General features: G+C 68.5%; 31 protein-coding genes and 1 pseudogene. 1 reads left to right on the top strand and 31 read right to left on the bottom strand.

All coding sequences use genetic code 11. The annotated features are described in order from the left end of the window. A pseudogene (locus AB0M03_RS21895) lies at positions 1-281 on the bottom strand (glutamine--fructose-6-phosphate aminotransferase); the annotation flags it as partial. Positions 282-403: 122 nt separating this feature from the next. Here AB0M03_RS21895 and coaA point away from each other — a divergent pair. Further along, positions 404-1,396 (top strand): type I pantothenate kinase, encoded by a 993-nt coding sequence (coaA, locus tag AB0M03_RS21890; RefSeq protein WP_363493327.1) that lies wholly within the window; start codon positions 404-406, stop codon positions 1,394-1,396. A gap of 93 nt (positions 1,397-1,489) precedes the next feature. Here coaA and glmM read toward each other — a convergent pair whose 3' ends face one another. The 30 genes from glmM to rplV form a co-directional block, all read right to left on the bottom strand. Further along, positions 1,490-2,854: a phosphoglucosamine mutase gene (gene glmM, locus AB0M03_RS21885; RefSeq protein ID WP_363493325.1), complete on the bottom strand. Its 1,365-nt coding sequence runs from the start codon at positions 2,852-2,854 to the stop codon at positions 1,490-1,492. 159 nt (positions 2,855-3,013) lie between these two features. Further along, complete coding sequence (rpsI, locus tag AB0M03_RS21880; RefSeq protein ID WP_363493323.1) at positions 3,014-3,517, bottom strand: 30S ribosomal protein S9; 504 nt, start codon at positions 3,515-3,517, stop codon at positions 3,014-3,016. 48 nt (positions 3,518-3,565) lie between these two features. Beyond that, positions 3,566-4,009, bottom strand: a complete 444-nt coding sequence (gene rplM / locus AB0M03_RS21875; RefSeq protein ID WP_030263432.1) for a 50S ribosomal protein L13 — start codon at positions 4,007-4,009, stop codon at positions 3,566-3,568. A gap of 209 nt (positions 4,010-4,218) precedes the next feature. Beyond that, complete coding sequence (locus AB0M03_RS21870; RefSeq protein WP_363493320.1) at positions 4,219-5,877, bottom strand: ATP-binding cassette domain-containing protein; 1,659 nt, start codon at positions 5,875-5,877, stop codon at positions 4,219-4,221. A 61-nt stretch (positions 5,878-5,938) separates the two neighbouring features. Further along, positions 5,939-6,838, bottom strand: coding sequence for a tRNA pseudouridine(38-40) synthase TruA (gene truA, locus AB0M03_RS21865; RefSeq protein WP_363493318.1), 900 nt, complete (start codon positions 6,836-6,838; stop codon positions 5,939-5,941). 91 nt (positions 6,839-6,929) lie between these two features. Beyond that, complete coding sequence (gene rplQ / locus AB0M03_RS21860; protein ID WP_263104959.1) at positions 6,930-7,415, bottom strand: 50S ribosomal protein L17; 486 nt, start codon at positions 7,413-7,415, stop codon at positions 6,930-6,932. A 126-nt stretch (positions 7,416-7,541) separates the two neighbouring features. After that, a complete protein-coding gene (locus AB0M03_RS21855; protein ID WP_030263446.1) occupies positions 7,542-8,564 on the bottom strand; it encodes a DNA-directed RNA polymerase subunit alpha in 1,023 nt (340 codons plus the stop codon). Between the two features lie 143 nt (positions 8,565-8,707). After that, positions 8,708-9,115 carry a 30S ribosomal protein S11 gene (gene rpsK / locus AB0M03_RS21850; RefSeq protein ID WP_030232513.1) on the bottom strand — a complete coding sequence of 136 codons (408 nt, stop codon included), beginning with the start codon at positions 9,113-9,115 and terminating at the stop codon, positions 8,708-8,710. Positions 9,116-9,187: 72 nt separating this feature from the next. Further along, positions 9,188-9,568 (bottom strand): 30S ribosomal protein S13, encoded by a 381-nt coding sequence (gene rpsM / locus AB0M03_RS21845; protein WP_030263448.1) that lies wholly within the window; start codon positions 9,566-9,568, stop codon positions 9,188-9,190. Positions 9,569-9,744: 176 nt separating this feature from the next. Beyond that, positions 9,745-9,858 (bottom strand): 50S ribosomal protein L36, encoded by a 114-nt coding sequence (gene rpmJ, locus AB0M03_RS21840; protein WP_003956441.1) that lies wholly within the window; start codon positions 9,856-9,858, stop codon positions 9,745-9,747. Positions 9,859-9,893: 35 nt separating this feature from the next. Continuing rightward, a complete protein-coding gene (infA, locus tag AB0M03_RS21835) occupies positions 9,894-10,115 on the bottom strand; it encodes a translation initiation factor IF-1 (RefSeq protein ID WP_003956442.1) in 222 nt (73 codons plus the stop codon). Positions 10,116-10,307: 192 nt separating this feature from the next. Next, a complete protein-coding gene (gene mscL, locus AB0M03_RS21830; RefSeq protein WP_363493316.1) occupies positions 10,308-10,742 on the bottom strand; it encodes a large conductance mechanosensitive channel protein MscL in 435 nt (144 codons plus the stop codon). Positions 10,743-10,836: 94 nt separating this feature from the next. Next, the gene (map, locus tag AB0M03_RS21825) at positions 10,837-11,673 is read right to left on the bottom strand and encodes a type I methionyl aminopeptidase (protein ID WP_363493314.1); all 837 of its coding nucleotides are present in this window, start codon (positions 11,671-11,673) and stop codon (positions 10,837-10,839) included. Between the two features lie 129 nt (positions 11,674-11,802). Beyond that, positions 11,803-12,462, bottom strand: a complete 660-nt coding sequence (locus AB0M03_RS21820; RefSeq protein ID WP_363493312.1) for an adenylate kinase — start codon at positions 12,460-12,462, stop codon at positions 11,803-11,805. Next, positions 12,462-13,772, bottom strand: a complete 1,311-nt coding sequence (gene secY, locus AB0M03_RS21815; protein ID WP_363493310.1) for a preprotein translocase subunit SecY — start codon at positions 13,770-13,772, stop codon at positions 12,462-12,464. The genes AB0M03_RS21820 and secY overlap by 1 nt, the downstream gene beginning before the upstream one ends. A 303-nt stretch (positions 13,773-14,075) precedes the next feature. Further along, the gene (rplO, locus tag AB0M03_RS21810; protein WP_363493308.1) at positions 14,076-14,528 is read right to left on the bottom strand and encodes a 50S ribosomal protein L15; all 453 of its coding nucleotides are present in this window, start codon (positions 14,526-14,528) and stop codon (positions 14,076-14,078) included. A 1-nt stretch (position 14,529) separates the two neighbouring features. Beyond that, entirely contained in the window at positions 14,530-14,712 is a 183-nt protein-coding gene (rpmD, locus tag AB0M03_RS21805; RefSeq protein ID WP_014136270.1) for a 50S ribosomal protein L30, read from the bottom strand. Next, complete coding sequence (gene rpsE, locus AB0M03_RS21800) at positions 14,712-15,332, bottom strand: 30S ribosomal protein S5 (RefSeq protein WP_263104954.1); 621 nt, start codon at positions 15,330-15,332, stop codon at positions 14,712-14,714. Before rpsE ends, rpmD begins: the two co-directional genes overlap by 1 nt. A 48-nt stretch (positions 15,333-15,380) precedes the next feature. After that, complete coding sequence (gene rplR, locus AB0M03_RS21795) at positions 15,381-15,764, bottom strand: 50S ribosomal protein L18 (RefSeq protein ID WP_363493306.1); 384 nt, start codon at positions 15,762-15,764, stop codon at positions 15,381-15,383. Between the two features lie 3 nt (positions 15,765-15,767). Continuing rightward, a complete protein-coding gene (gene rplF / locus AB0M03_RS21790; protein WP_363493304.1) occupies positions 15,768-16,307 on the bottom strand; it encodes a 50S ribosomal protein L6 in 540 nt (179 codons plus the stop codon). A 22-nt stretch (positions 16,308-16,329) separates the two neighbouring features. Next, a complete protein-coding gene (gene rpsH / locus AB0M03_RS21785) occupies positions 16,330-16,737 on the bottom strand; it encodes a 30S ribosomal protein S8 (RefSeq protein WP_363493302.1) in 408 nt (135 codons plus the stop codon). 264 nt (positions 16,738-17,001) lie between these two features. Then, the gene (locus AB0M03_RS21780) at positions 17,002-17,187 is read right to left on the bottom strand and encodes a type Z 30S ribosomal protein S14 (protein ID WP_030263476.1); all 186 of its coding nucleotides are present in this window, start codon (positions 17,185-17,187) and stop codon (positions 17,002-17,004) included. A gap of 3 nt (positions 17,188-17,190) precedes the next feature. Then, the gene (gene rplE / locus AB0M03_RS21775) at positions 17,191-17,760 is read right to left on the bottom strand and encodes a 50S ribosomal protein L5 (protein ID WP_030263480.1); all 570 of its coding nucleotides are present in this window, start codon (positions 17,758-17,760) and stop codon (positions 17,191-17,193) included. Then, entirely contained in the window at positions 17,760-18,071 is a 312-nt protein-coding gene (rplX, locus tag AB0M03_RS21770) for a 50S ribosomal protein L24 (RefSeq protein ID WP_363493329.1), read from the bottom strand. The genes rplE and rplX overlap by 1 nt, the downstream gene beginning before the upstream one ends. A 16-nt stretch (positions 18,072-18,087) precedes the next feature. Further along, on the bottom strand, positions 18,088-18,459 hold the full coding sequence (rplN, locus tag AB0M03_RS21765) for a 50S ribosomal protein L14 (RefSeq protein WP_145790774.1): 372 nt from the start codon (positions 18,457-18,459) through the stop codon (positions 18,088-18,090). Positions 18,460-18,573: 114 nt separating this feature from the next. Further along, entirely contained in the window at positions 18,574-18,846 is a 273-nt protein-coding gene (rpsQ, locus tag AB0M03_RS21760) for a 30S ribosomal protein S17 (RefSeq protein ID WP_014136278.1), read from the bottom strand. After that, positions 18,846-19,070 carry a 50S ribosomal protein L29 gene (gene rpmC / locus AB0M03_RS21755; protein WP_345697575.1) on the bottom strand — a complete coding sequence of 75 codons (225 nt, stop codon included), beginning with the start codon at positions 19,068-19,070 and terminating at the stop codon, positions 18,846-18,848. The genes rpsQ and rpmC overlap by 1 nt, the downstream gene beginning before the upstream one ends. Then, on the bottom strand, positions 19,070-19,489 hold the full coding sequence (gene rplP, locus AB0M03_RS21750; RefSeq protein ID WP_030300385.1) for a 50S ribosomal protein L16: 420 nt from the start codon (positions 19,487-19,489) through the stop codon (positions 19,070-19,072). The genes rpmC and rplP overlap by 1 nt, the downstream gene beginning before the upstream one ends. Positions 19,490-19,494: 5 nt before the next feature. After that, the gene (rpsC, locus tag AB0M03_RS21745; RefSeq protein WP_363493299.1) at positions 19,495-20,316 is read right to left on the bottom strand and encodes a 30S ribosomal protein S3; all 822 of its coding nucleotides are present in this window, start codon (positions 20,314-20,316) and stop codon (positions 19,495-19,497) included. Then, positions 20,316-20,663: a 50S ribosomal protein L22 gene (gene rplV / locus AB0M03_RS21740; RefSeq protein WP_095874452.1), complete on the bottom strand. Its 348-nt coding sequence runs from the start codon at positions 20,661-20,663 to the stop codon at positions 20,316-20,318. Before rplV ends, rpsC begins: the two co-directional genes overlap by 1 nt. Positions 20,664-20,725: the final 62 nt, after the last annotated feature.

Raw genomic sequence — 20,725 nt, 5'->3', positions numbered from 1 at the left:
TGGGGGTGGGCGTTGGCGTCCGTCGGGCCGCCGTGGGTGGCCCACCGGGTGTGGCCGATGCCGGTGGTGCCCGCCGGAAGAGGGGTCTCGGCGAGGGACTTCTGGAGGTTGGCGAGCTTCCCGGCCCGCTTGTCGGTGGCGAGGCTCCACTGCCCGTCGAGCCCCTGGGTCTGGACGGCCACACCGGCGGAGTCGTAACCCCGGTACTCCAGCCGTTGCAGACCTGCAATCACTACGTCGAGGGCCGTCTGGGACCCCACATATCCAACGATTCCGCACATGCGTGCCAGCATATGCGGCGTTTCGTTCACCGAGGTCACGCTCGCTGCTCACCCCGGTCACGCCTTGCGGACACCCCGCGTGACCGAGGACACAGCATCCCGGCAGGCCGCGACGGCCCACAATGGACATTGTGCTGACCGAACTCTGTACGAGGGGTGCCCCCCAGGCGCCCACCCCCTCCCCGTACGTGGATCTGGACCGGTCCGAGTGGAGTGCGCTGCGGGAGCGCACGCCGCTGCCGCTGACGGCCGACGAGGTCGAGCGCCTGCGCGGCCTGGGCACCGCCCTGGACCTGGACGAGGTTCGGGACGTCTACCTGCCGCTGTCCAGGCTGCTCAACCTCTACATCCACGCGACGCACGAGCTGCGCGGCACCCTGGGCACCTTCCTGGACACCCCGGACACCGAGCGCACCCGCACGCCGTTCATCATCGGCGTGGCCGGCTCGGTGGCGGTGGGCAAGTCGACCACGGCCCGACTGCTGCAGGCCCTGCTGGCCCGCTGGCCCGAGCATCCGCGGGTCGAGCTGGTCACCACCGACGGCTTCCTGCTGCCCAATGCGGAGCTGCGGCGGCGCGGGCTGATGGCCCGCAAGGGCTTCCCTGAGTCCTACGACCGGCGGGCGCTGATGCGGTTCGTCGCCGACGTGAAGGCCGGCAAGGAGCGGGTGACCGCCCCGGTCTACTCGCACCTGGTGTACGACATCGTGCCCGGCGAGCGGCTGACCGTGGAACGCCCGGACATCCTCATCGTCGAGGGCCTGAACGTCCTTCAGCCCGCCCTCCCCGGCAACGACGGCAGGACCCGGCTGGCCGTCGCCGACTACTTCGACTTCTCCATCTACGTCGACGCGCGCACCGACGACATCGAGCGCTGGTACCTGGACCGCTTCCGCAAGCTCCGCCAGACGGCCTTCCAGGACCCGAACTCCTACTTCCGGCGCTTCACCGAAGTCCCGGAGGAGGAGGCGATGGACTACGGCCGGCAGGTCTGGCGCACCATCAACAAGCCCAACCTGCTGGAGAACGTCCTGCCGACCCGTGGCCGGGCGACCCTGATCCTGCAGAAGGGTCAGGACCACAAGGTCCGCCGGGCCCTGCTCCGCAAACTCTGACGGAACGCCACGAGGGGCGCGTGGAACTGCGCGGGGCGATGGGTGACGGCTCGTCACCCACCGCCCCGCGCAGTTCCACGCGCCCCTCGGTGGTTATCCCAGGTGCGTCTTGACCACGTCGGCGAGGCGCTCGGCGACGGCCTTGGCCTGGGCCTCGTCCGCGGCCTCGACCATGACGCGGACCAGCGGCTCGGTGCCGGACGGCCGCAGCAGCACCCGGCCGGTGGTGCCCAGCTCGGCCTCGGCCTCGGCGACGGCGGCGGTGAGCTCGGCGCTGGTGCCGACCCGGCTCCTGTCCACGCCCTTCACGTTGATCAGGACCTGCGGCAGGCGGGTCATCACGGCGGCGAGGTCGGCCAGCGACTGCTTGGTGGCGGCCAGGCGGGCGCCCAGCATCAGGCCGGTGAGGGTGCCGTCGCCGGTGGTGGCGTGGTCGAGCAGGATGACGTGGCCGGACTGCTCGCCGCCGAGGGCGAAGCCGTGCTGCTTCATCGCCTCCAGCACGTAGCGGTCGCCGACCGCGGTCTCCACCAGGTCGATGCCCTCGCGCTGCATGGCCAGCTTGAAGCCCAGGTTGGACATCACGGTGGCGACCGCGGTGTTGCGGCGCAGCGTGCCGGCCTCCTTCATGGCGACGGCGAGGATGGCGATGATCTGGTCGCCGTCGACCTCGTTGCCGTCGGCGTCGGCGGCCAGGCAGCGGTCGGCGTCGCCGTCGAGGGCGATGCCGAGGTCGGCGCGGTGCTCCTTCATGGCGCTGCGGAGCTTGTCGAGGTGGGTGGAGCCGACGCCGTCGTTGATGTTGAGGCCGTCGGGCTCGGCGCCCAGGGTGTAGACGACCTCGGCGCCGGCCCGGGCGAAGGCCTCGGGGGCGACCCGGGCGGCCGCGCCGTGGGCGCCGTCGATGACGACCCGGATGCCGTCGAGTCGGTTGGGGAGGACGGCGACGAGGTGGGCGACGTACTTGTCGAAGCCCTCGGTGTACTGGCGGACGCGGCCGACGGCGGCGCCGGTGGGGCGCTTCCAGTTCTCGTCGCCGACGCCGTAGCGGCTGTAGTGCTCCTCGATGGCGTCCTCGATGGCGTCGTCCAGCTTGTGGCCGCCGCGGGCGAGGAACTTGATGCCGTTGTCGGGCATGGCGTTGTGGCTGGCGGAGAGCATGACGCCGAAGTCGGCGCCGAGCGCGCCGGTGAGGTAGGCGACGGCGGGGGTGGGCAGCACGCCGACCCGCAGGACGTCGACGCCGGCGCTGGCGAGGCCGGCGATCACGGCGGCTTCCAGGAACTCGCCGGAGGCGCGCGGGTCGCGGCCGACCACGGCGACCGGCCGGTGCCCTTCGAATGCGCCCGCATCGCCCAGCACATGGGCCGCGGCGACCGACAGGCCGAGTGCCAGTTCGGCGGTCAGGCCCTCGTTGGCCACGCCGCGTACACCGTCCGTACCGAAGAGTCGTCCCACTGTTCCCGTCCTTTTCGCCCTGCTCGTTGGTTCTCCACTCTCCCGCCGTCCGCACCGGGCGGGAGAGCACGACGCCCCGGAGTACACGAGGTACTCCGGGGCGTACGGGTTGCACCGGGGGTGCGCACCACCGGAGCGGCACGCACCCCCGGGGTGCAATTAGCGCTTGCTGTACTGCGGCGCCTTGCGGGCCTTCTTCAGACCGGCCTTCTTGCGCTCGACGGCGCGGGCGTCACGGGTCAGGAAACCGGCCTTCTTGAGCGGGCCGCGGTTGTTGTCCACGTCCGCCTCGTTGAGGGCACGGGCCACGCCGAGGCGCAGCGCGTAGGCCTGACCGGAGACGCCGCCACCCGCGATGCGGGCCACGACGTCGTAGCGGCCGTCGAGCTCGAGGAGCTTGAACGGCTCGTTGACGGTCTGCTGGTGCACCTTGTTGGGGAAGTAGTTCTCCAGGGTGCGACCGTTGATCTTCCACTTGCCGGTGCCCGGGACGATGCGCACGCGGGCGATCGCCTCCTTGCGGCGGCCGAGGCCGGCGCCCGGGGTGGCCTCGCCGAAGCGGCCGGCCAGCGACTCGGTGGTGTACTCGGTCTCCGAGGTGTACTCCTCGACGTTCTCGTCGAAGTCGACCTCGAGGGTGTTCTCGATGGCGTTCTCGGCCACGGTGTTCCTCAGCTCTCGCTACTCAGTGATGGGGTCTGGCGGCCGGAATTACTGCGCGACCTGGGTGATCTCGAACGGCACCGGCTGCTGGGCAGCGTGCGGGTGCTGGTCGCCCGAGTAGACCTTGAGCTTCGAGAGCATCTGACGGCCGAGGCTGTTCTTCGGGATCATGCCCTTGATGGCCTTCTCGACGGCCTTCTCCGGGTTCTTGTCCAGGAGGTCGTCGTAGCGGACCGAGCGGAGGCCGCCCGGGAAGCCGCTGTGGCGGTAGGCCATCTTCTGGGTCTTCTTGTTGCCCGACAGGTGAACCTTGTCGGCGTTGATGATGATGACGAAGTCACCAGTGTCAACGTGCGGCGCGTAGATCGCCTTGTGCTTGCCCCGCAGGAGGTTGGCGGCCTGGGAGGCCAGGCGGCCGAGCACGACGTCGGTCGCGTCGATGACGTGCCACTGACGCTGGACGTCGCCGGGCTTGGGGCTGTACGTACGCACGGTCGTAGCCTTCGCTTTTCAGTGAGTGGGTCCTGACAGGAGCACCGGACGAAAAGAACAGCCCGACCCACCTTGGACGCAATTCAAGGGGAGCCGCTGATCGTCAGCCTGATGTCTCCGGCGTACCGACCTCTCACGTGAGATAGAGCGAGCCAATACGCACAACAAGTGGTCAGCTTACCGGGCGCTCCGCGGGGGGTCAAAACGCCTCAGCGGTCACGGACCACCCGGGTCTCGTCCCAGACCGGTTCCGGCGACTCGTAGACGCGGCCGTCCGAGCCGAAGACCAGGAAACGGTCGAAGCTGCGGGCGAACCAGCGGTCGTGGGTGACGCACAGCACCGTGCCGTCGAACGCCTCCAGGCCCTGCTGCAGCGCCTCGGCGCTCTCCAGGTCGAGGTTGTCGGTGGGCTCGTCGAGCAGCAGCGCCGTCGCGCCGGACAGCTCCAGCTTGAGGATCATCAGCCGGGCCTGCTGGCCGCCGGAGAGCGACTCGAACTTCTGCTCCTCCTGGCGGTCGAGCTCGTAGCGGCGCAGGGCCGCCATCGCGGCGCCGCGGCCGAGCGCGTGCTCCTCCTCGACGATCGTCCGCACGGTGCGGCCGAGCAGCTCGGGGTGGGCGTGCGTCTGGCGGAAGTGGCCGGGCACCACGCGGGCGCCGAGCTTCCAGGCACCGCCGTGCTCCACGGTGTCGTCGCCGGCCAGCAGCCGCAGGAAGTGCGACTTGCCGGAGCCGTTGGAGCCGAGCACCGCGACCCGCTCGCCGTAGAAGACCTCCAGGTCGAAGGGCTTCATCAGGCCGCTGAGCTCCAGGCGCTCCATGGTGAAGGCCCGGACGCCGGTGCGGCCGCCTTTGAGCCGCATGCTGATGGACTGCTCGCGCGGCGGCGCCTCCGGCGGGCCGGCGTCCTCGAACTTCTTCAGCCGGGTCTGCGCGGCGGAGTACCGGGAGGCCATCTCGTGGCTGACCGCGGCGGCCTGGCGGAGGGTGACGACGAGCTTCTTGAGCTTGGCGTGCTCCTCGTCCCAGCGGCGGCGGAGCTCCTCGAAGCGCTCGAAGCGGGCCCGGCGGGCGTCGTGGAAGGAGCCGAAGCCGCCGCCGTGCACCCAGACGCTGCTGCCGGCCGCACCCGACTCGACGCTGATGATCTTCTCGGCGGTGCGGGAGAGCAGCTCCCGGTCGTGCGAGATGAACAGCACGGTCTTGTTGGTGGCCTTGATGGCCTCCTCCAGCCAGCGCTTGCCGGGGACGTCGAGGTAGTTGTCCGGCTCGTCGAGCAGCAGGACCTCCTCGGGGCCGCGCAGCAGCGCCTCCAGGACGAGCCGCTTCTGCTCGCCGCCGGAGAGCGTGTTGAGGCCGCGGAACTGCGCCCGGTCGAAGGGCATCCCGAGGGCGGCGGTGGTGCAGACGTCCCAGACGGTCTCGTAGTCGTAGCCGTCGGCGTCGGCCCAGTCGGCGAGCGCCTGGGCGTAGCGCATCTGGGTCTTCTCGTCGTCCTGGGCGAGCATGGCGAGCTCGGCGGCGTCCACCGCGCGGGCGGCGGTGGCGATGCGCTCGGGGGCGACGGAGACCAGCAGGTCGCGGACGGAGGCGTCGGCGGGCAGGGCGCCGGGGGTGTCGCGCCGGTCCTCGCGGCCGGTGGTGCCGACGAACTGGCGCATCACCCCGAGGCCGCCGCTGACGGTGACGCTGCCGCCGTGCGGCTGCACATCGCCGGCGATCATGCGCAGCAGGGTGGTCTTGCCGGCTCCGTTGGCGCCGACCAGGGCGACCGCGGCGCCCTCGCCGACCCGGAAGGACGCGTCGGCGAACAGCACCCGCCCGTCCGGCAGGTAGTACTCAAGGTGCGAAATCTCGACGTGTCCCATGGTTCCGGATTGTGCCAAGCGGGTGAGCCGGGGCCCAAACCGTTTTACCGCCGACGGCCGGTCAGGCCTGTCCGGGCAGGGTCCGCATGCGGCGGGCGAGGCGGTTGCGCTCGGCGAGTTCGCCGTCGGCCGGGTAGCCGACCTCCTCCAGGGTCAGGCCGTACGGGCGGACGACGTTGACCGCGGAGTTGCGCACCCGGCCGGCCAGCACCCGGCCGGGGAAGTCGACCGGACGGTGACCGTCGCCGACCAGCAGCATCGCGCCGACCAGCGAGCGGACCATGTTGTGGCAGAACGCGTCGGCGCGGACGGTGGCGACGGCGAGGGAGCCCTCCTGGGTCGCGTAGCCGTCCACCGGCACGCGGTCCCAGTGCAGTTCGAGCAGGGTGCGGATGGTGGTGGCGCCCTCGCGCTTCTTGCAGTACGCGGCGAAGTCGTGCTCGCCGAGCAGCAGCCGGGCGGCCTCGTTCATCTTCTCGATGTCGAGCGGGCGGTCGTGCCACAGGACGTGGCCGCGCAGCAGCGGGTCGACGCCGCCGGGGTGGTCGGCGACCCGGTAGGCGTAGCGGCGCCAGATCGCGGCGAAGCGGGCGTCGAAGCCGTGCGGCGCCTCGGAGATCCGGTAGATCCGGATGTCGGCGGGCAGCCGGCCGGCGAGGCGGCGGAGCAGCTTCTCGCCGTGCTCGGCCCACAGCTGTTCGGGCAGGTCGACGTGGGCGACCTGGCCGCGGGCGTGCACGCCGGCGTCGGTGCGGCCGGCCACGGTCAGCGGGAAGCCGATGGCGCTGCGGGTGACGATCTGCAGGGCGTTCTCGATCTCCTCCTGCACGGTGCGCCGGCCGCGCTGGCGGGCCCAGCCGGAGAACTCGGCGCCGTGGTAGGCGAGGTCGAGCCGGATGCGGCGGAAGCCCTCGGCCGGGCCGTCCTTGACGGGGGGCTGCTCGGCACAGTCGTTGGCCACTTCGTACTCCTGGGAGGGCTGCCTGCGGGAACTGCTCGGGCCCGCCCTCCCCACGGATGGGGAGGGCGGGCCCGGGTGACACCTGGGGGCGTCAGGCCTCGGTGGTCTCCGCGGCCTCGGCCTCGTCGGCCTTGGTCTCCTCGACCTTGGCCTCCTCGGCCTCCTTGACCGCGCGCTTGGCAGCGGCCTCGGCCTCGGCGACGGTGGCCTTGGTGGCGATCTCGCCCTCGACCAGCTCGATCACGGCCATCGGGGCGTTGTCGCCGCGACGGGTGCCGATCTTGGTGATGCGGGTGTAACCGCCGGGGCGGTTCTCGAAGCGCGGCGCGATCTCGGTGAAGAGGGTGTGCAGCACCGAGACGTCGGTGATGGTCTTGCGCACCAGGCGACGGTTGTGGATGTCGCCCTTCTTCGCCTTGGTGATCAGCTTCTCCGCCAGCGGGCGCAGGCGGCGGGCCTTGGCCTCGGTGGTGGTGATGCGGCCGTACTGGAACAGCTCACGGGCCAGACCGGCGAGCAGCAGGGGCTCGTGGTGCGGGCCGCCGCCGAGGCGGGCACCCTTGGTGGGACGCGGCATGGAATGACTCCTCGTATCTCCGACTGCGGCCGTACCAGGTACCGCAGCGGGCGCACGGGCACTGTGCCCGTACGACTTGCATGGTGACGGGGGCGGTCCGCTGGGGACCGCCCCCGGCCCAGATCCTTAGTACTGCTCGGTCTCCGCGTAGCCCTGGTCGTCCAGGTCGTCGGCGCCGAAGGCGTCGGCGGCAGCGGTCGGGTCGAACCCGGGCGGGCTGTCCTTGAGGGCCAGGCCCATGCCGGCCAGCTTCGCCTTGACCTCGTCGATCGACTTCGCACCGAAGTTGCGGATGTCGAGCAGGTCGGCCTCGGAGCGGGCGACGAGCTCACCCACGGTGTGGATGCCCTCGCGCTTGAGGCAGTTGTAGGAGCGGACGGTGAGCTCCAGCTCCTCGATCGGCAGCGCCAGGTCGGCGGCCAGGGCGGCGTCCGTCGGGGACGGGCCCATGTCGATGCCCTCGGCGTCGATGTTCAGCTCGCGGGCGAGGCCGAACAGCTCCACCAGGGTCTTGCCGGCCGAGGCCATGGCGTCGCGGGGACGCATGGCGGGCTTGGTCTCGACGTCGACGATGAGCTTGTCGAAGTCGGTCCGCTGCTCGACTCGGGTGGCCTCGACCTTGTAGGTGACCTTCAGCACGGGGCTGTAGATCGAGTCGACCGGGATGCGGCCGATCTCCTGGCCGGAGGCCTTGTTCTGGACGGCGGAGACGTAGCCGCGACCGCGCTCGACGGTCAGCTCCATCTCCAGCTTGCCCTTGCCGTTGAGCGTGGCGAGGACGAGCTCGGGGTTGTGCACCTCGACACCCGCCGGCGGGGCGATGTCGGCGGCGGTGACCACACCGGGGCCCTGCTTGCGCAGGTACATCACGACCGGCTCGTCGTGCTCCGAGGAGACGACCAGCTGCTTGATGTTGAGGATGAGGTCGGTCACGTCCTCCTTGACGCCCGGCACGGTGGTGAACTCGTGCAGGACACCGTCGATCCGGATGCTGGTGACAGCGGCACCGGGGATCGAGGAGAGGAGCGTGCGGCGGAGCGAGTTGCCGAGGGTGTAGCCGAAGCCCGGCTCCAGCGGCTCGATCACGAACCGCGAGCGGAATTCGTCGACGACCTCTTCGGTCAGCGAGGGACGCTGAGCGATCAGCATGAGGTGTGTTCCTCCAGTTGTCTTCGGCACCCACTATTTGATGCCGATGGACTCAAGCGTACGGCCTCCCGCACCAGGCGGGAGGCCGACGCACGTACTACTGCGGACCCGGGAGGGCCTGCCGTGTGCCCGAAGGCGCTGCGTCAGACGCGGCGGCGCTTCGGCGGGCGGCAGCCGTTGTGCGGGGTGGGGGTGACGTCCTGGATCGAGCCGACCTCGAGGCCGGTGGCCTGGAGGGAGCGGATCGCGGTCTCACGGCCGGAGCCCGGACCCTTGACGAAGACGTCGACCTTGCGCATGCCGTGCTCCTGCGCACGACGCGCGGCGGCCTCGGCGGCCATCTGCGCGGCGAACGGGGTGGACTTGCGCGAGCCCTTGAAGCCGACGTGGCCGGCAGAGGCCCAGGAGATCACGTTGCCCGCGGGGTCGGTGATCGAAACGATGGTGTTGTTGAACGTGCTCTTGATGTGGGCGTGCCCGTGAGCGACGTTCTTCTTCTCCTTGCGGCGGATCTTCTTCGCGCCGGCAGCCTGACGACCCTTGGGGGGCATAAGTCTGTTCTCCTGATGAGGTGGTCGGTCCGCTAACCCGCGGGCCGGAGGGATGTCCGGTTACGGGACGGACTACTTCTTGCCCGGCTTCTTCTTGCCGGCAATCGCGCGACGCGGGCCCTTGCGGGTACGCGCGTTGGTGTGGGTGCGCTGGCCGCGGACGGGCAGACCGCGACGGTGGCGCAGGCCCTCGTAGCAGCCGATCTCGACCTTGCGGCGGATGTCGGCGGCGACCTCACGGCGGAGGTCACCCTCCACCTTGTAGTTGGCGTCGATGTACTCGCGCAGCTTGATGAGGTCTTCCTCGGAGATGTCGCGAACCCGGACGTCGGGGCTCACGCCGGTCTCGGCGAGGGTCTGCTGGGCGCGGGTGCGGCCGATGCCGTACACGTACGTGAGGGCGATCTCGATCCGCTTCTCGCGGGGGAGATCAACGCCGGCGAGGCGTGCCATTCATGGCTCCTGTGGTTCTTCAGAGGTCTTGCGTGCCGCCTGCTCCGTCGCCTCTCGGCGAGGGAGCCCCGGCCTCTGACCGGGGGTGGCAGTCCGTCCCAGGGGGTCGGATCGGGCAGCCCGCGTATGACGTTGTGCGCGTCGCGCGAAGTACTACGAGAAATGCTGGGGAGAGATCAGCCCTGGCGCTGCTTGTGGCGCAGGTTGTCGCAGATCACCATGACCCGGCCGTGGCGGCGGATCACCTTGCACTTGTCGCAGATCTTCTTGACGCTCGGCTTGACCTTCATGTTTCAGGTTCTCCGGGTCTAGATCTGACGGTTGTTTACTTGTAGCGGTAGACGATCCGGCCACGCGTCAGGTCATAGGGGCTGAGCTCCACCACGACCCGGTCGTCCGGGAGGATACGGATGTAGTGCATCCGCATCTTGCCGCTGATGTGCGCGAGGACCTTGTGACCGTTCTGCAGCTCGACCTTGAACATGGCGTTCGGCAGAGACTCGATCACGGTGCCCTCGATCTCAATGGCGCCTTGCTTCTTTGCCATGAACTGCGAGATCCACCTTCCGGGGCCGGCTACCGCATGCGGCACGCTCGTGCGAGCCTGGGTCCACCCCACCCCGTCCGGTAGCCCTTGCGGGATTCCTGCCGGGAAGAGGGCGTGCCGAAGCACGCTACGAGTGAGCCGACGCATCAGTCTACGACAGGCTCCAAGCGGACGCCAAAACGGCCCGCGCGGTCACCCTCGGTACTGAGCGGGGACCGGCACGACCGGCTCGACCACCGCGGTGCACGCCGAGCAGCGGCGGGCGGCCTCGGGGATCTCGGTCAGGCACTCGGGGCAGGGGCGCTTCGGGGTCTTCGGCTTCTTCGGCATGTAGCGGGCGGTGGCCTTGGTCACCGGCAGCACCACGCAGAAGTAGAGCACCGCCGCGGTCATGAGGAAGGCGATCAGGACGTTGAGGAACTGCCCGTACTTGAACTCCACCCCGCCGATGTGGGCCGAGTAACTGCTGAAGTCACCCGCGGCGCCGACCACCACGCCGACCAGCGGGGTCAGGAAGGCCGACACGAAGCCGGTCACGACGGCGGTGAACGCCGCACCGATGACCACACCGACGGCCATGTCGATGACGTTCCCGCGCATCATGAAGTCACGGAAGCCCTTGAGCACTGCTGTCTCTTCTCCTCGTACGGCTGTCAGCTGACAAAATACGGCGAAGGGCCCGGAGGACGAAACCTCCGGGCCCTTCGCTCGTGCACGGATGTCAGGCCAGCGGGTCCGGGGCGGCGGTGACGCCCAGCTTGGCCAGCTCGGCGCGGCCGCCGTCGAAGGCGGTCAGCACCAGCGGGCCCTGCTCGGTGACGGCCACCGAGTGCTCCCAGTGCGAGGCCCAGGTGCCGTCGTTGGTGACGACCGTCCAGTCGTCCTCCACCACGGTGGAGTGCGGGGTGCCGAGCGTCACCATCGGCTCGATCGCGAGCACGGTGCCGGGGACGAGCTTGGGGCCCTTGCCGCGGCCGGCGACGTAGTTCAGCACGTGCGGCTCCATGTGCATCGCGGTGCCGATGCCGTGGCCGCCGTAGCCCTCCACGATGCCCCACTTGCCCTTGGGCGGAAGCGGCTGGCGGCGGATGAAGCCCTCGATCGCCCGGGAGACGTCGACCAGGCGGTTGCCCTTCTTCATCTGGGCGATGCCGGCCCACATCGAGCCCTCGGTGACCCGGCTCAGCTGGAGGTTCTCCGGGGCGGTCCCGCCGACCGCGACGGTGATCGCCGCGTCGCCGTGCCAGCCGTCCAGGATCGCACCGCAGTCGATGGAGATGAGGTCGCCCTCCTCCAGCGCGCGCTCCCCCGGGATGCCGTGGACGATCTCGTTGTTGACCGAGGCGCAGATCACCCCGGGGAACCAGAGGCCGCCGTGGTGGGCGCGGAAGTTGGAGGTCGCGCCGTGGTCGGTGATGACCTTGTCGGCGATGTCGTTGAGCTCCTGGGTGGTGATGCCCGGTGCGACCGCCTCCCGGCAGGCCTTGAGCGCCTCGGCGACGACCAGCCCGGCCGCCCGCATCTTCGCGATCTGCTCGGGGGTCTTGATCTCCACCATCTGGTCACGCCTTCCACTGTCGGACGCCGCCCGGTCCTTGCCGGGCGGCCGTGCACTCGCTACCACCGTACGACGCCGCAACGGCCGGGAAGGCCCCGTGAGGGGGCTTCCCGGCCGTTGCGGGCCGTCTCAGGCGGACTTCTTCTGCTCCAGGGCGCCGATCGCGCGCTCGGTCACCTCGTCCACCTTGCCGAGGGCGGAGATGGTGACCAGCAGGCCCTGATCGGCGTAGTAGCCGATGATCGGCTCCGTCTTGGAGTGGTACTCCTCCAGGCGGACCCGCACGGCCTCCTCGGTGTCGTCCGAGCGCTGGTACAGCTCGCCGCCGCACTCGTCGCAGACGTCCTCGGTCTTCGGCGGGTTGTAGACCACGTGGAACACGTGGCTGCCCTCGTTGCGGCACAGCCGGCGGCCGGCGATCCGCTTGACGACCTCGTCCTCCGGGACCTCCAGGTCGAGCACACCGTCGAGCACGATGGCCTGCTCGGCCAGGAACTCGTCCAGGGCCTTGGCCTGGCCCAGGTTGCGCGGGAAGCCGTCGAGCAGGAAGCCGTTCGCGGCGTCCGGCTGCAGCATCCGGTCCTTGGCCATGCCGATGGTGACCTCGTCCGGCACCAGCCGACCCGCGTCCATGTACGCCTTGGCCTCGAGCCCCAGCGGGGTGCCCTGGCTGATGTTGGCGCGGAACAGGTCGCCAGTGGAGATGTGCGGGATGGACAGGGTCTTGGCGAGCACGTGCGCCTGAGTACCCTTCCCGGCCCCGGGAGGTCCGACGAGGACGATACGCATCAGCGGAGGAACCCTTCGTAATTGCGCTGCTGGAGCTGGCTCTCGATCTGCTTCACAGTTTCGAGTCCGACGCCGACGACGATGAGCACGCTGGTGCCGCCGAACGGGAAGTTCTGGTTCGCGTTGAAGGCAACCAGGGCGATCATCGGGATCAGCGCGATAAGGCCCAGGTAGAACGATCCTGGCCACGTGATTCGGGTGAGCACGTAGTTCAGGTACTCGGCCGTCGGTCGGCCCGCCCGGATGCCCGGGATGAACCCACCATACTTCTTCATGTTGTCCGCAACTTCTTCGGGGTTGAAGGAGATGGCCACGTAGAAGAACGCGAAGAAGACAATCAGGACGAAGTAGGTCGCCATGTAGATCGGGTGGTCGCCCTTGACGAAGTGCCCGTTGATCCAGTTCGCCCAGCCCGCCTTGCTGTTGGTGAGCTGAACCACCAGCGCGGGGATGTAGAGCAGCGACGAGGCGAAGATGACCGGGATCACACCGGCCTGGTTGACCTTCAGCGGGATGTAGGTCGAGGTGCCGCCGAAGGCGCGGCGCCCGATCATGCGCTTGGCGTACTGCACCGGGATGCGGCGCTGGGCCTGCTCCACGAAGATCACCAGGCAGACCACCACGATGCCGATCGCGATGACGCTGAAGAACTCGACCCAGCCGTCGCCGATCTTGCCGGACTGCTTGATCGCCCACATCGAGCCGGGGAAGCCGGCCGCGATGGAGGTGAAGATCAGGATCGACATGCCGTTGCCGATGCCGCGGTCGGTGATGAGCTCACCCAGCCACATGATCACGGTGGTGCCCGCGGTCATGGTGATGACCATGACGGTCACCCGGAAGACGCTGGTGTCCGGCACGACCTCGTTGGCCAGCGAGCAGCCCTGGAACAGCGCACCGCTGGAGGCCGTCGCCACGATGCCGGTGCCCTGGAGCACGGCGAGCGCGATGGTCAGGTAGCGGGTGTACTGCGTGATCTTCGCCTGGCCGGCCTGGCCCTCCTTCTTCAGCGCCTCGAGCCGCGGAATCACCACGGTGAGGAGCTGGAGGATGATGCTGGCCGTGATGTACGGCATGATGCCGAGCGCGAAGATCGTCAGCTGCAGCAGCGCATTGCCGCTGAACAGGTTCACCAGGCCGAAGAGGCCACTGGACGAGGTGTCCTTGATGCACTGGTTGACAGCGACGAAGTTCACGCCCGGGATCGGAACGTGTGCGCCCAGCCGGAACAGCACCATGATGCCCAGCGTGAACAGCAGCTTCTTGCGCAGGTCGGGCGTCTGGAACGCCCGCGCGAACGCACTGAGCACGGTGCCTCCTGCGCCTCCCGCACGGTGACGGCGGGAGGGTCGGTCCTGATGGGGAGTGTGTGGGGTTTCCTGGCTCCCGTACGACTGCACAGGCACGCCTGACCCGCAGCCTACAAGGGAACCCAACGGACTCTAACAGTGTGCGGCAACGTCGGTGAAGCGCGTCCCGGCGCCATCGGGCCCCGACCGGCCGGGATGCCCGGTTTTGGCCGGTGTTGAGCACACGTCAGATTTTCCGTGAGCGGGTAAAGCAGCGGGCCCGCACCTCCCGAGAGAGGTACGGGCCCACGTGGGTCAACGAGTTCAGAGGAGCTCGGTGACGGAGCCGCCGGCGGCGGCGATCTTCTCGGCGGCCGAGCCGGAGACGGCGTCGACCGTCACCTGCAGCGCGACCGAGATCTCGCCCTGGCCGAGGACCTTGACGAGCTCGTTCTTGCGAACGGCACCCTTGGCGACCAGGTCGGCCACGGTGACCTCGCCACCCTGCGGGTAGAGCTCGGCCAGCTTCTCCAGGTTCACGACCTGGAACTGCTTGTGGGCCGGGTTCTTGAAGCCCTTCAGCTTCGGCAGGCGCATGTGGAGCGGCATCTGGCCACCCTCGAAGCGCTGCGGAACCTGGTAACGGGCCTTGGTGCCCTTGGTACCACGACCGGCGGTCTTACCCTTGGAACCCTCACCGCGACCCACACGGGTCTTCTCGGTCTTGGCGCCGGGGGCGGGCCGCAGGTTGTGGATCTTGATCGGCGAGTCCGCCATGTCAGTCCACCTCCTCGACCGTGACGAGGTGACGAACGGTGTGGACCATGCCGCGGATCTCCGGGCGGTCCTCCTTCACCACGGTGTCGTTCAGCCGCTTCAGGCCGAGCGAACGCAGGGTGTCACGGTGGTTCTGCTTGCTACCGATGTAGGACTTGGTCTGCGTGACCTTCAGGCGAGCCATCAGGCGCTCACCCCAGCCGCGCGGGCCCGCAGCAGAGCGGCGGGGGCCACGTCCTCCAGCGGCAGACCACGACGGGCGGCGATCTCCTCGGGGCGCACGAGGCCCTTCAGAGCGGCCACCGTGGCGTGCACGATGTTGATCGCGTTGTCCGAGCCGAGCGACTTCGACAGGATGTCGTGAACGCCGGCGCACTCCAGGACGGCACGCACCGGACCACCGGCGATGACACCGGTACCGGGGGACGCCGGCTTCAGCAGCACGACGCCGGCGGCCTTCTCGCCCTGAACGGGGTGCGGGATGGTGCCCTGGATACGGGGGACCTTGAAGAAGTTCTTCTTGGCCTCCTCAACGCCCTTGGCGATGGCGGCCGGAACCTCCTTCGCCTTGCCGTAACCGACACCCACGGTGCCGTCACCGTCGCCCACCACGACCAGCGCGGTGAAGCTGAAACGACGACCACCCTTGACAACCTTGGCGACACGGTTGATCGCGACGACGCGCTCGACGTAAGCGGTCTTCTCGACGGCGGGGGCGTTGCCCCGGTCGTCACGCTTACGGTCGCGCCGCTCGCCGCCGGTGCCGCCGCCGGCGCCGCTACCGCGGCGCTGGGGTCCAGCCATTGGAATTACCTCTCTCGTTTACGTCCGCCGACAGAGTCGACGAGCGGCTTAGAAGTCGAGCCCGGCCTCGCGGGCCGCGTCCGCCAGGGCGGCGATGCGGCCGGCGTACCGGTTGCCCGCGCGGTCGAAGACGACCGACTCGACGCCGGCGGCCTTGGCGCGCTCGGCGACCAGGCTTCCGACCTTCTTGGCCAGCTCGGTCTTGTCGCCCTCGGTGCCGCGGATGGACACGTCGAGGGTGGACGCCGACGCCAGGGTGTGACCCTTGGCGTCGTCGATGACCTGGGCGACCATGTGGCGGTTCGAGCGGGTCACGACGAGGCGCGGACGCACCTCGGTGCCGGTGACGCGCTTGCGAACGCGGATGGCGCGGCGCTTGCGGGCGGCGTTCTTGTAGGCGTTGCCCTTGCCGATCTTGACAGAGACGCTCATCGCTTACTTACCACTCTTTCCGACCTTGCGGCGGATGACCTCGCCCGCGTACTTGACGCCCTTGGCCTTGTACGGGTCGGGCTTGCGCAGCTTGCGGATCTTGGCAGCGACCTCGCCGACCTTCTGCTTGTCAGTGCCGTCCACGTGGAACTTGGTGGGCGACTCGACCACGAAGGAGATGCCCTCCGGGGCCTCGACCAGGATCGGGTGGCTGTAGCCGAGCGAGAACTCCATGGCGGAGCCCTTCGCGGCGACTCGGTAACCAACACCGCTGATCTCCAGCGACTTGCGGTAGCCCGCGGTCACGCCGGTGATCATGTTCGCCACCAGCGTCCGCGACAGGCCGTGCAGGGCCTTCGACTGACGCTCGTCGTTCGGGCGGGTGACGAGCAGCGTGCCGTCCTCGCCCTTGCCGATCTCGATCGGCGCGGCGACGACGTGGGTGAGGGTGCCCTTGGGGCCCTTCACCGAGACCGTCTGGCCATCGATGGTGACGTCCACGCCGGCGGGAACCGGGATGGGCAGCCGTCCAATGCGCGACATTGCTGTACCTCCGTTTCCCGAATTACCAGACGTAGGCGAGAACTTCTCCGCCTACGCCCTTCTTGGCGGCCTGCTTGTCGGTCAGGAGGCCGGACGACGTGGAGATGATCGCCACGCCCAGGCCGCCGAGCACCTTCGGCAGGTTGGTGGACTTTGCGTAAACACGCAGACCCGGCTTGCTGATGCGCTTGATGCCGGCGATGGAGCGCTCACGGTTCGGGCCGAACTTGAGCTCGATGGTCAGCTTCTTGCCGACCTCGCCCTCGGACGGGTCCTCGACCTTGTAGGAGGAGATGTAGCCCTCCTGCTGCAGGATCTCGGCGACGTGCGCCTTGATCTTGCTCGACGGCATCACGACGGAGTCGTGGTACGCCGAGTTCGCGTTACGCAGACGAGTGAGCATGTCTGCGATCGGGTCGGTCATGGTCATGGTGGCCTCAGGCCTCTCTCGCCGTGGTTTCTCCGCACCAGGTCCCCCTCCGCGCACTCCGGGGAGTGCGAAAGGGGCACAAGCGCAGGGGACCTACGACGTAGTAAGACATGGGTGCGAGCCCTCATACGAGAGCCGCGAGCATCTGCGGAGATGCCGCGGCAGGGGCCCGACCCCACCACCTTACGGGATTCCGGACGGAAGCCCAAAAGTGCGGCGGAGCCGGGCACACTGCATCGCGATGGTGTGCCTAGGGCGCCTGGATTACCAGGAGCTCTTGGTCACGCCCGGCAGCTCGCCGCGGTGCGCCATCTCACGGAGGCACACACGGCACAGGCCGAACTTGCGGTACACCGAGTGCGGGCGGCCGCAGCGCTGGCACCGGGTGTACGCCCGGACACCGAACTTCGGCTTACGCTCGGCCTTTGCGATAAGGGCCTTCTTCGCCATGGCTCACGCCTCCTTGAACGGGAAGCCCAGAGCGCGCAGCAGCGCCCGGCCCTCATCGTCGGTCTGAGCGGTGGTCACGACGGTGATGTCCATACCGCGCTGACGGTCGACCTTGTCCTGGTCGATCTCGTGGAACATGACCTGCTCGGTCAGACCGAAGGTGTAGTTGCCACGGCCGTCGAACTGCTTCGGGGAGAGGCCGCGGAAGTCGCGGATGCGCGGCAGCGCCAGCGACACCAGACGGTCCACGAACTCCCACATACGGTCACCGCGGAGGGTGACGTGGGCGCCGATCGGCTGGCCCTCGCGCAGCTTGAACTGCGCGATCGACTTACGGGCCTTGGTCACGGCCGGCTTCTGACCGGTGATCGCGGTCAGGTCCTTGATCGCGCCCTCGATCAGCTTGCTGTCACGGGCGGCCTCGCCGACACCCATGTTGACCACGACCTTGACCAGGCCGGGGATCAGCATGACGTTCTCGTACGAGAACTGCTCCTGCAGCTGGCCCTTGACCTCGGAGTTGTAACGCTCCTTGAGGCGGGGGGCCACCTTCTCAACAGTCGTCTCAGACATCAGATGTCCTCACCGGTCCGCTTGGCAACGCGGATCTTGTTGCCCTGGTCGTCGAAGCGGTAGCCGACGCGGGTGACGACCTTCTTGCCGTCCTTCTCCACGACCAGCTGGACGTTGGAGACGTGCACCGGGGCCTCGACGGTCACGATGCCACCCTGGGTGCCGGGGCCCGGCTTGGTGTGCTTCTTGACCCGGTTGACACCCTCGACGAGGACCTTGTTCTCAGCGGGGATGGCCTTGATGACCTTGCCCTGCTTGCCCTTGTCCTTGCCGGTGATGACCTGGACCAGGTCACCCTTCTTGATCTTCATGCTGTTCGCCATGAGATTAGAGCACCTCCGGCGCGAGCGAGATGATCTTCATGAACTTCTTGTCACGCAGCTCGCGGCCCACGGGGCCGAAGATGCGGGTACCACGGGGGTCGCCCTCGGTGTTCTTGAGAACGACAGCGGCGTTCTCGTCGAAGCGGATGTAGGAACCGTCCGGACGACGGCGCTCCTTCACGGTGCGGACGATGACGCACTTGACGACGTCGCCCTTCTTCACCGAACCGCCGGGGATCGCGTCCTTGACGGTCGCGACGATGACGTCCCCGATACCGGCGTAGCGGCGACCGGAGCCACCGAGAACGCGGATGCAGAGAATCTCCTTGGCACCCGTGTTGTCGGCGACACGCAGTCGCGACTCCTGCTGGATCACAGCTTTCTCCTGATCGTCAACGAGAGTCGACGGGCCGGCCGCTGCTCACACCAGCAGCCCCGCAGATGGCCTGCGGAGACCTGGTGCACATACGGCCGTACCTCATCGGCTTCGTTACTTGGCCTTCTCGAGGATCTCGACGACGCGCCAGCGCTTCGTCGCGGACAGCGGCCGGGTCTCCATGAGGAGGACACGGTCGCCGACACCGCACGCGTTCTGCTCGTCGTGCGCCTTCAGCTTGTTCGTACGGCGGATGACCTTGCCGTACAGAGCGTGCTTGACGCGGTCCTCGACGGCGACGACGACGGTCTTGTCCATCTTGTCGCTGACGACGAGACCCTCACGGGTCTTGCGGAAACCGCGCGTCTCGTTGGTGTTCTCAGTCATCAGGCGTTCTCCACCGTCTCGATGCCCAGCTCGCGCTCGCGCATCAGGGTGTAGATCCGCGCGATGTCCTTACGGACCAGCCGGAGCCGGCCGTGGTTGTCGAGCTGCCCGGTCGCCGCCTGGAAGCGGAGGTTGAACAGCTCCTCCTTGGCCTCACGCAGCTTGGCAACGAGGCCCTCGTTGTCCAGCTGGCGAAGCTCAGCAGCCTTGGTAGCGGCCGACATCAGCTCTCACCGTCCTCGCGCCGGACGATCCGGCACTTCATCGGCAGCTTGTGCGCGGCACGGGTGAGCGCCTCGCGAGCAACCTTCTCGTTCGGGTACGACAGCTCGAACATGACCCGACCCGGGTGCACGTTCGCGATCCACCACTCCGGCGAACCCTTACCGGAACCCATGCGGGTCTCGGCCGGCTTCTTGGTGAGCGGGCGGTCCGGGTAGATGTTGATCCAGACCTTGCCGCCACGACGGATGTGACGGGTGATCGCGATACGAGCGGACTCGATCTGACGGTTCGTCACGTAGGCCGGGGTCACGGCCTGGATGCCGAACTGGCCGAACGCCAGCTCGGTGCCGCCCTTCGAAGCGCCGCGACGCTTCGGGTGGTGCTGCTTGCGGTGCTTGACCCTACGGGGGATCAGCATGGGGGTCAGGCCTCCGTTCCGGTGTTCTCGGCGGCAGGCGCCTCGGCGACCGGGGCCTGGGCCTCGGCAGCGGCGGGACGACGGCCGCGGCCACCGCGCTCGCCACCGCGGCGCTCGCCACCGCGGGCGGGACGACCGCCCTCGGGACGGGCCGGGCGGTTGCCCGAGCGGGCAGCGGCGTTCTCAGCGCGGACCTCGGCGATGTTCTTGACGTCGCCCTTGTAGATCCAGACCTTCACGCCGATGCGGCCGAAGGTGGTCTTGGCCTCGAAGAAGCCGTAGTCGACGTTCGCACGGAGGGTGTGCAGCGGCACGCGACCCTCGCGGTAGAACTCCGAACGGCTCATCTCGGCGCCGCCGAGACGACCGGAGCACTGGACCTTGATGCCCTTGGCGCCGGACTTCATGGTGCCCTGCATCGACTTGCGCATGGCACGACGGAAGGAGACGCGGGAGGACAGCTGCTCCGCGACGCCCTGAGCCACGAGCTGGGCGTCCAGCTCGGGGTTCTTGACCTCGAGGATGTTCAGCTGGACCTGCTTGCCGGTCAGCTTCTCGAGGTCGCCGCGGATGCGGTCGGCCTCGGTGCCACGGCGACCGATGACGATGCCGGGGCGGGCGGTGTGGATGTCCACACGGACGCGGTCGCGGGTGCGCTCGATCTCGACCTTGGAGATGCCGGCGCGCTCCATGCCCTTCGTCATCATGCGACGAATGGCAACGTCTTCCTTGACGTAGTCCTTGTACAGCTTGTCGGCGTACCAGCGGGACTTGAAGTCCGTGCTGATGCCGAGGCGGAACCCGTGCGGGTTAACCTTCTGGCCCATTACCGGGTCCCTTCCTTGCTGCTGACGACCACGGTGATGTGGCTGGTCCGCTTGCGGATCCGGTAGGCACGGCCCTGGGCGCGCGGACGGAACCGCTTCAGGGTCGGGCCCTCGTCAACGTACGCCTCGGAGATGTAGAGGTCGTCCACGTTGGAGTGGTTGTAGTTGTGCGCGGCGTTGGCGATGGCGCTGTCGAGCACCTTGCCGACCGGCACGGTGGCGGCCTGCGGAGCGAAACGCAGGACGGCCTGGGCCTCCGTGGCCGGAAGGCCGCGGATGAGGTCCACCACGCGGCGGGCCTTCATGGGCGTGACGCGGATGTACCGCGCCTGGGCCCTGGCTTCCATGGTTGTCCCCTTAATGGAGTAAGTCACTTAAGTCTGTCTGGCGCTGAGCTCAAGCCCGCGGA

The sequence above is a fragment of the Kitasatospora sp. NPDC051914 genome (genome assembly GCF_040680995.1).
Lineage (GTDB): Bacteria > Actinomycetota > Actinomycetes > Streptomycetales > Streptomycetaceae > Kitasatospora.
The sequence above is the reverse complement of the archived record's forward strand: the minus strand, read 5'-3'. Positions and strand labels throughout refer to the sequence as shown.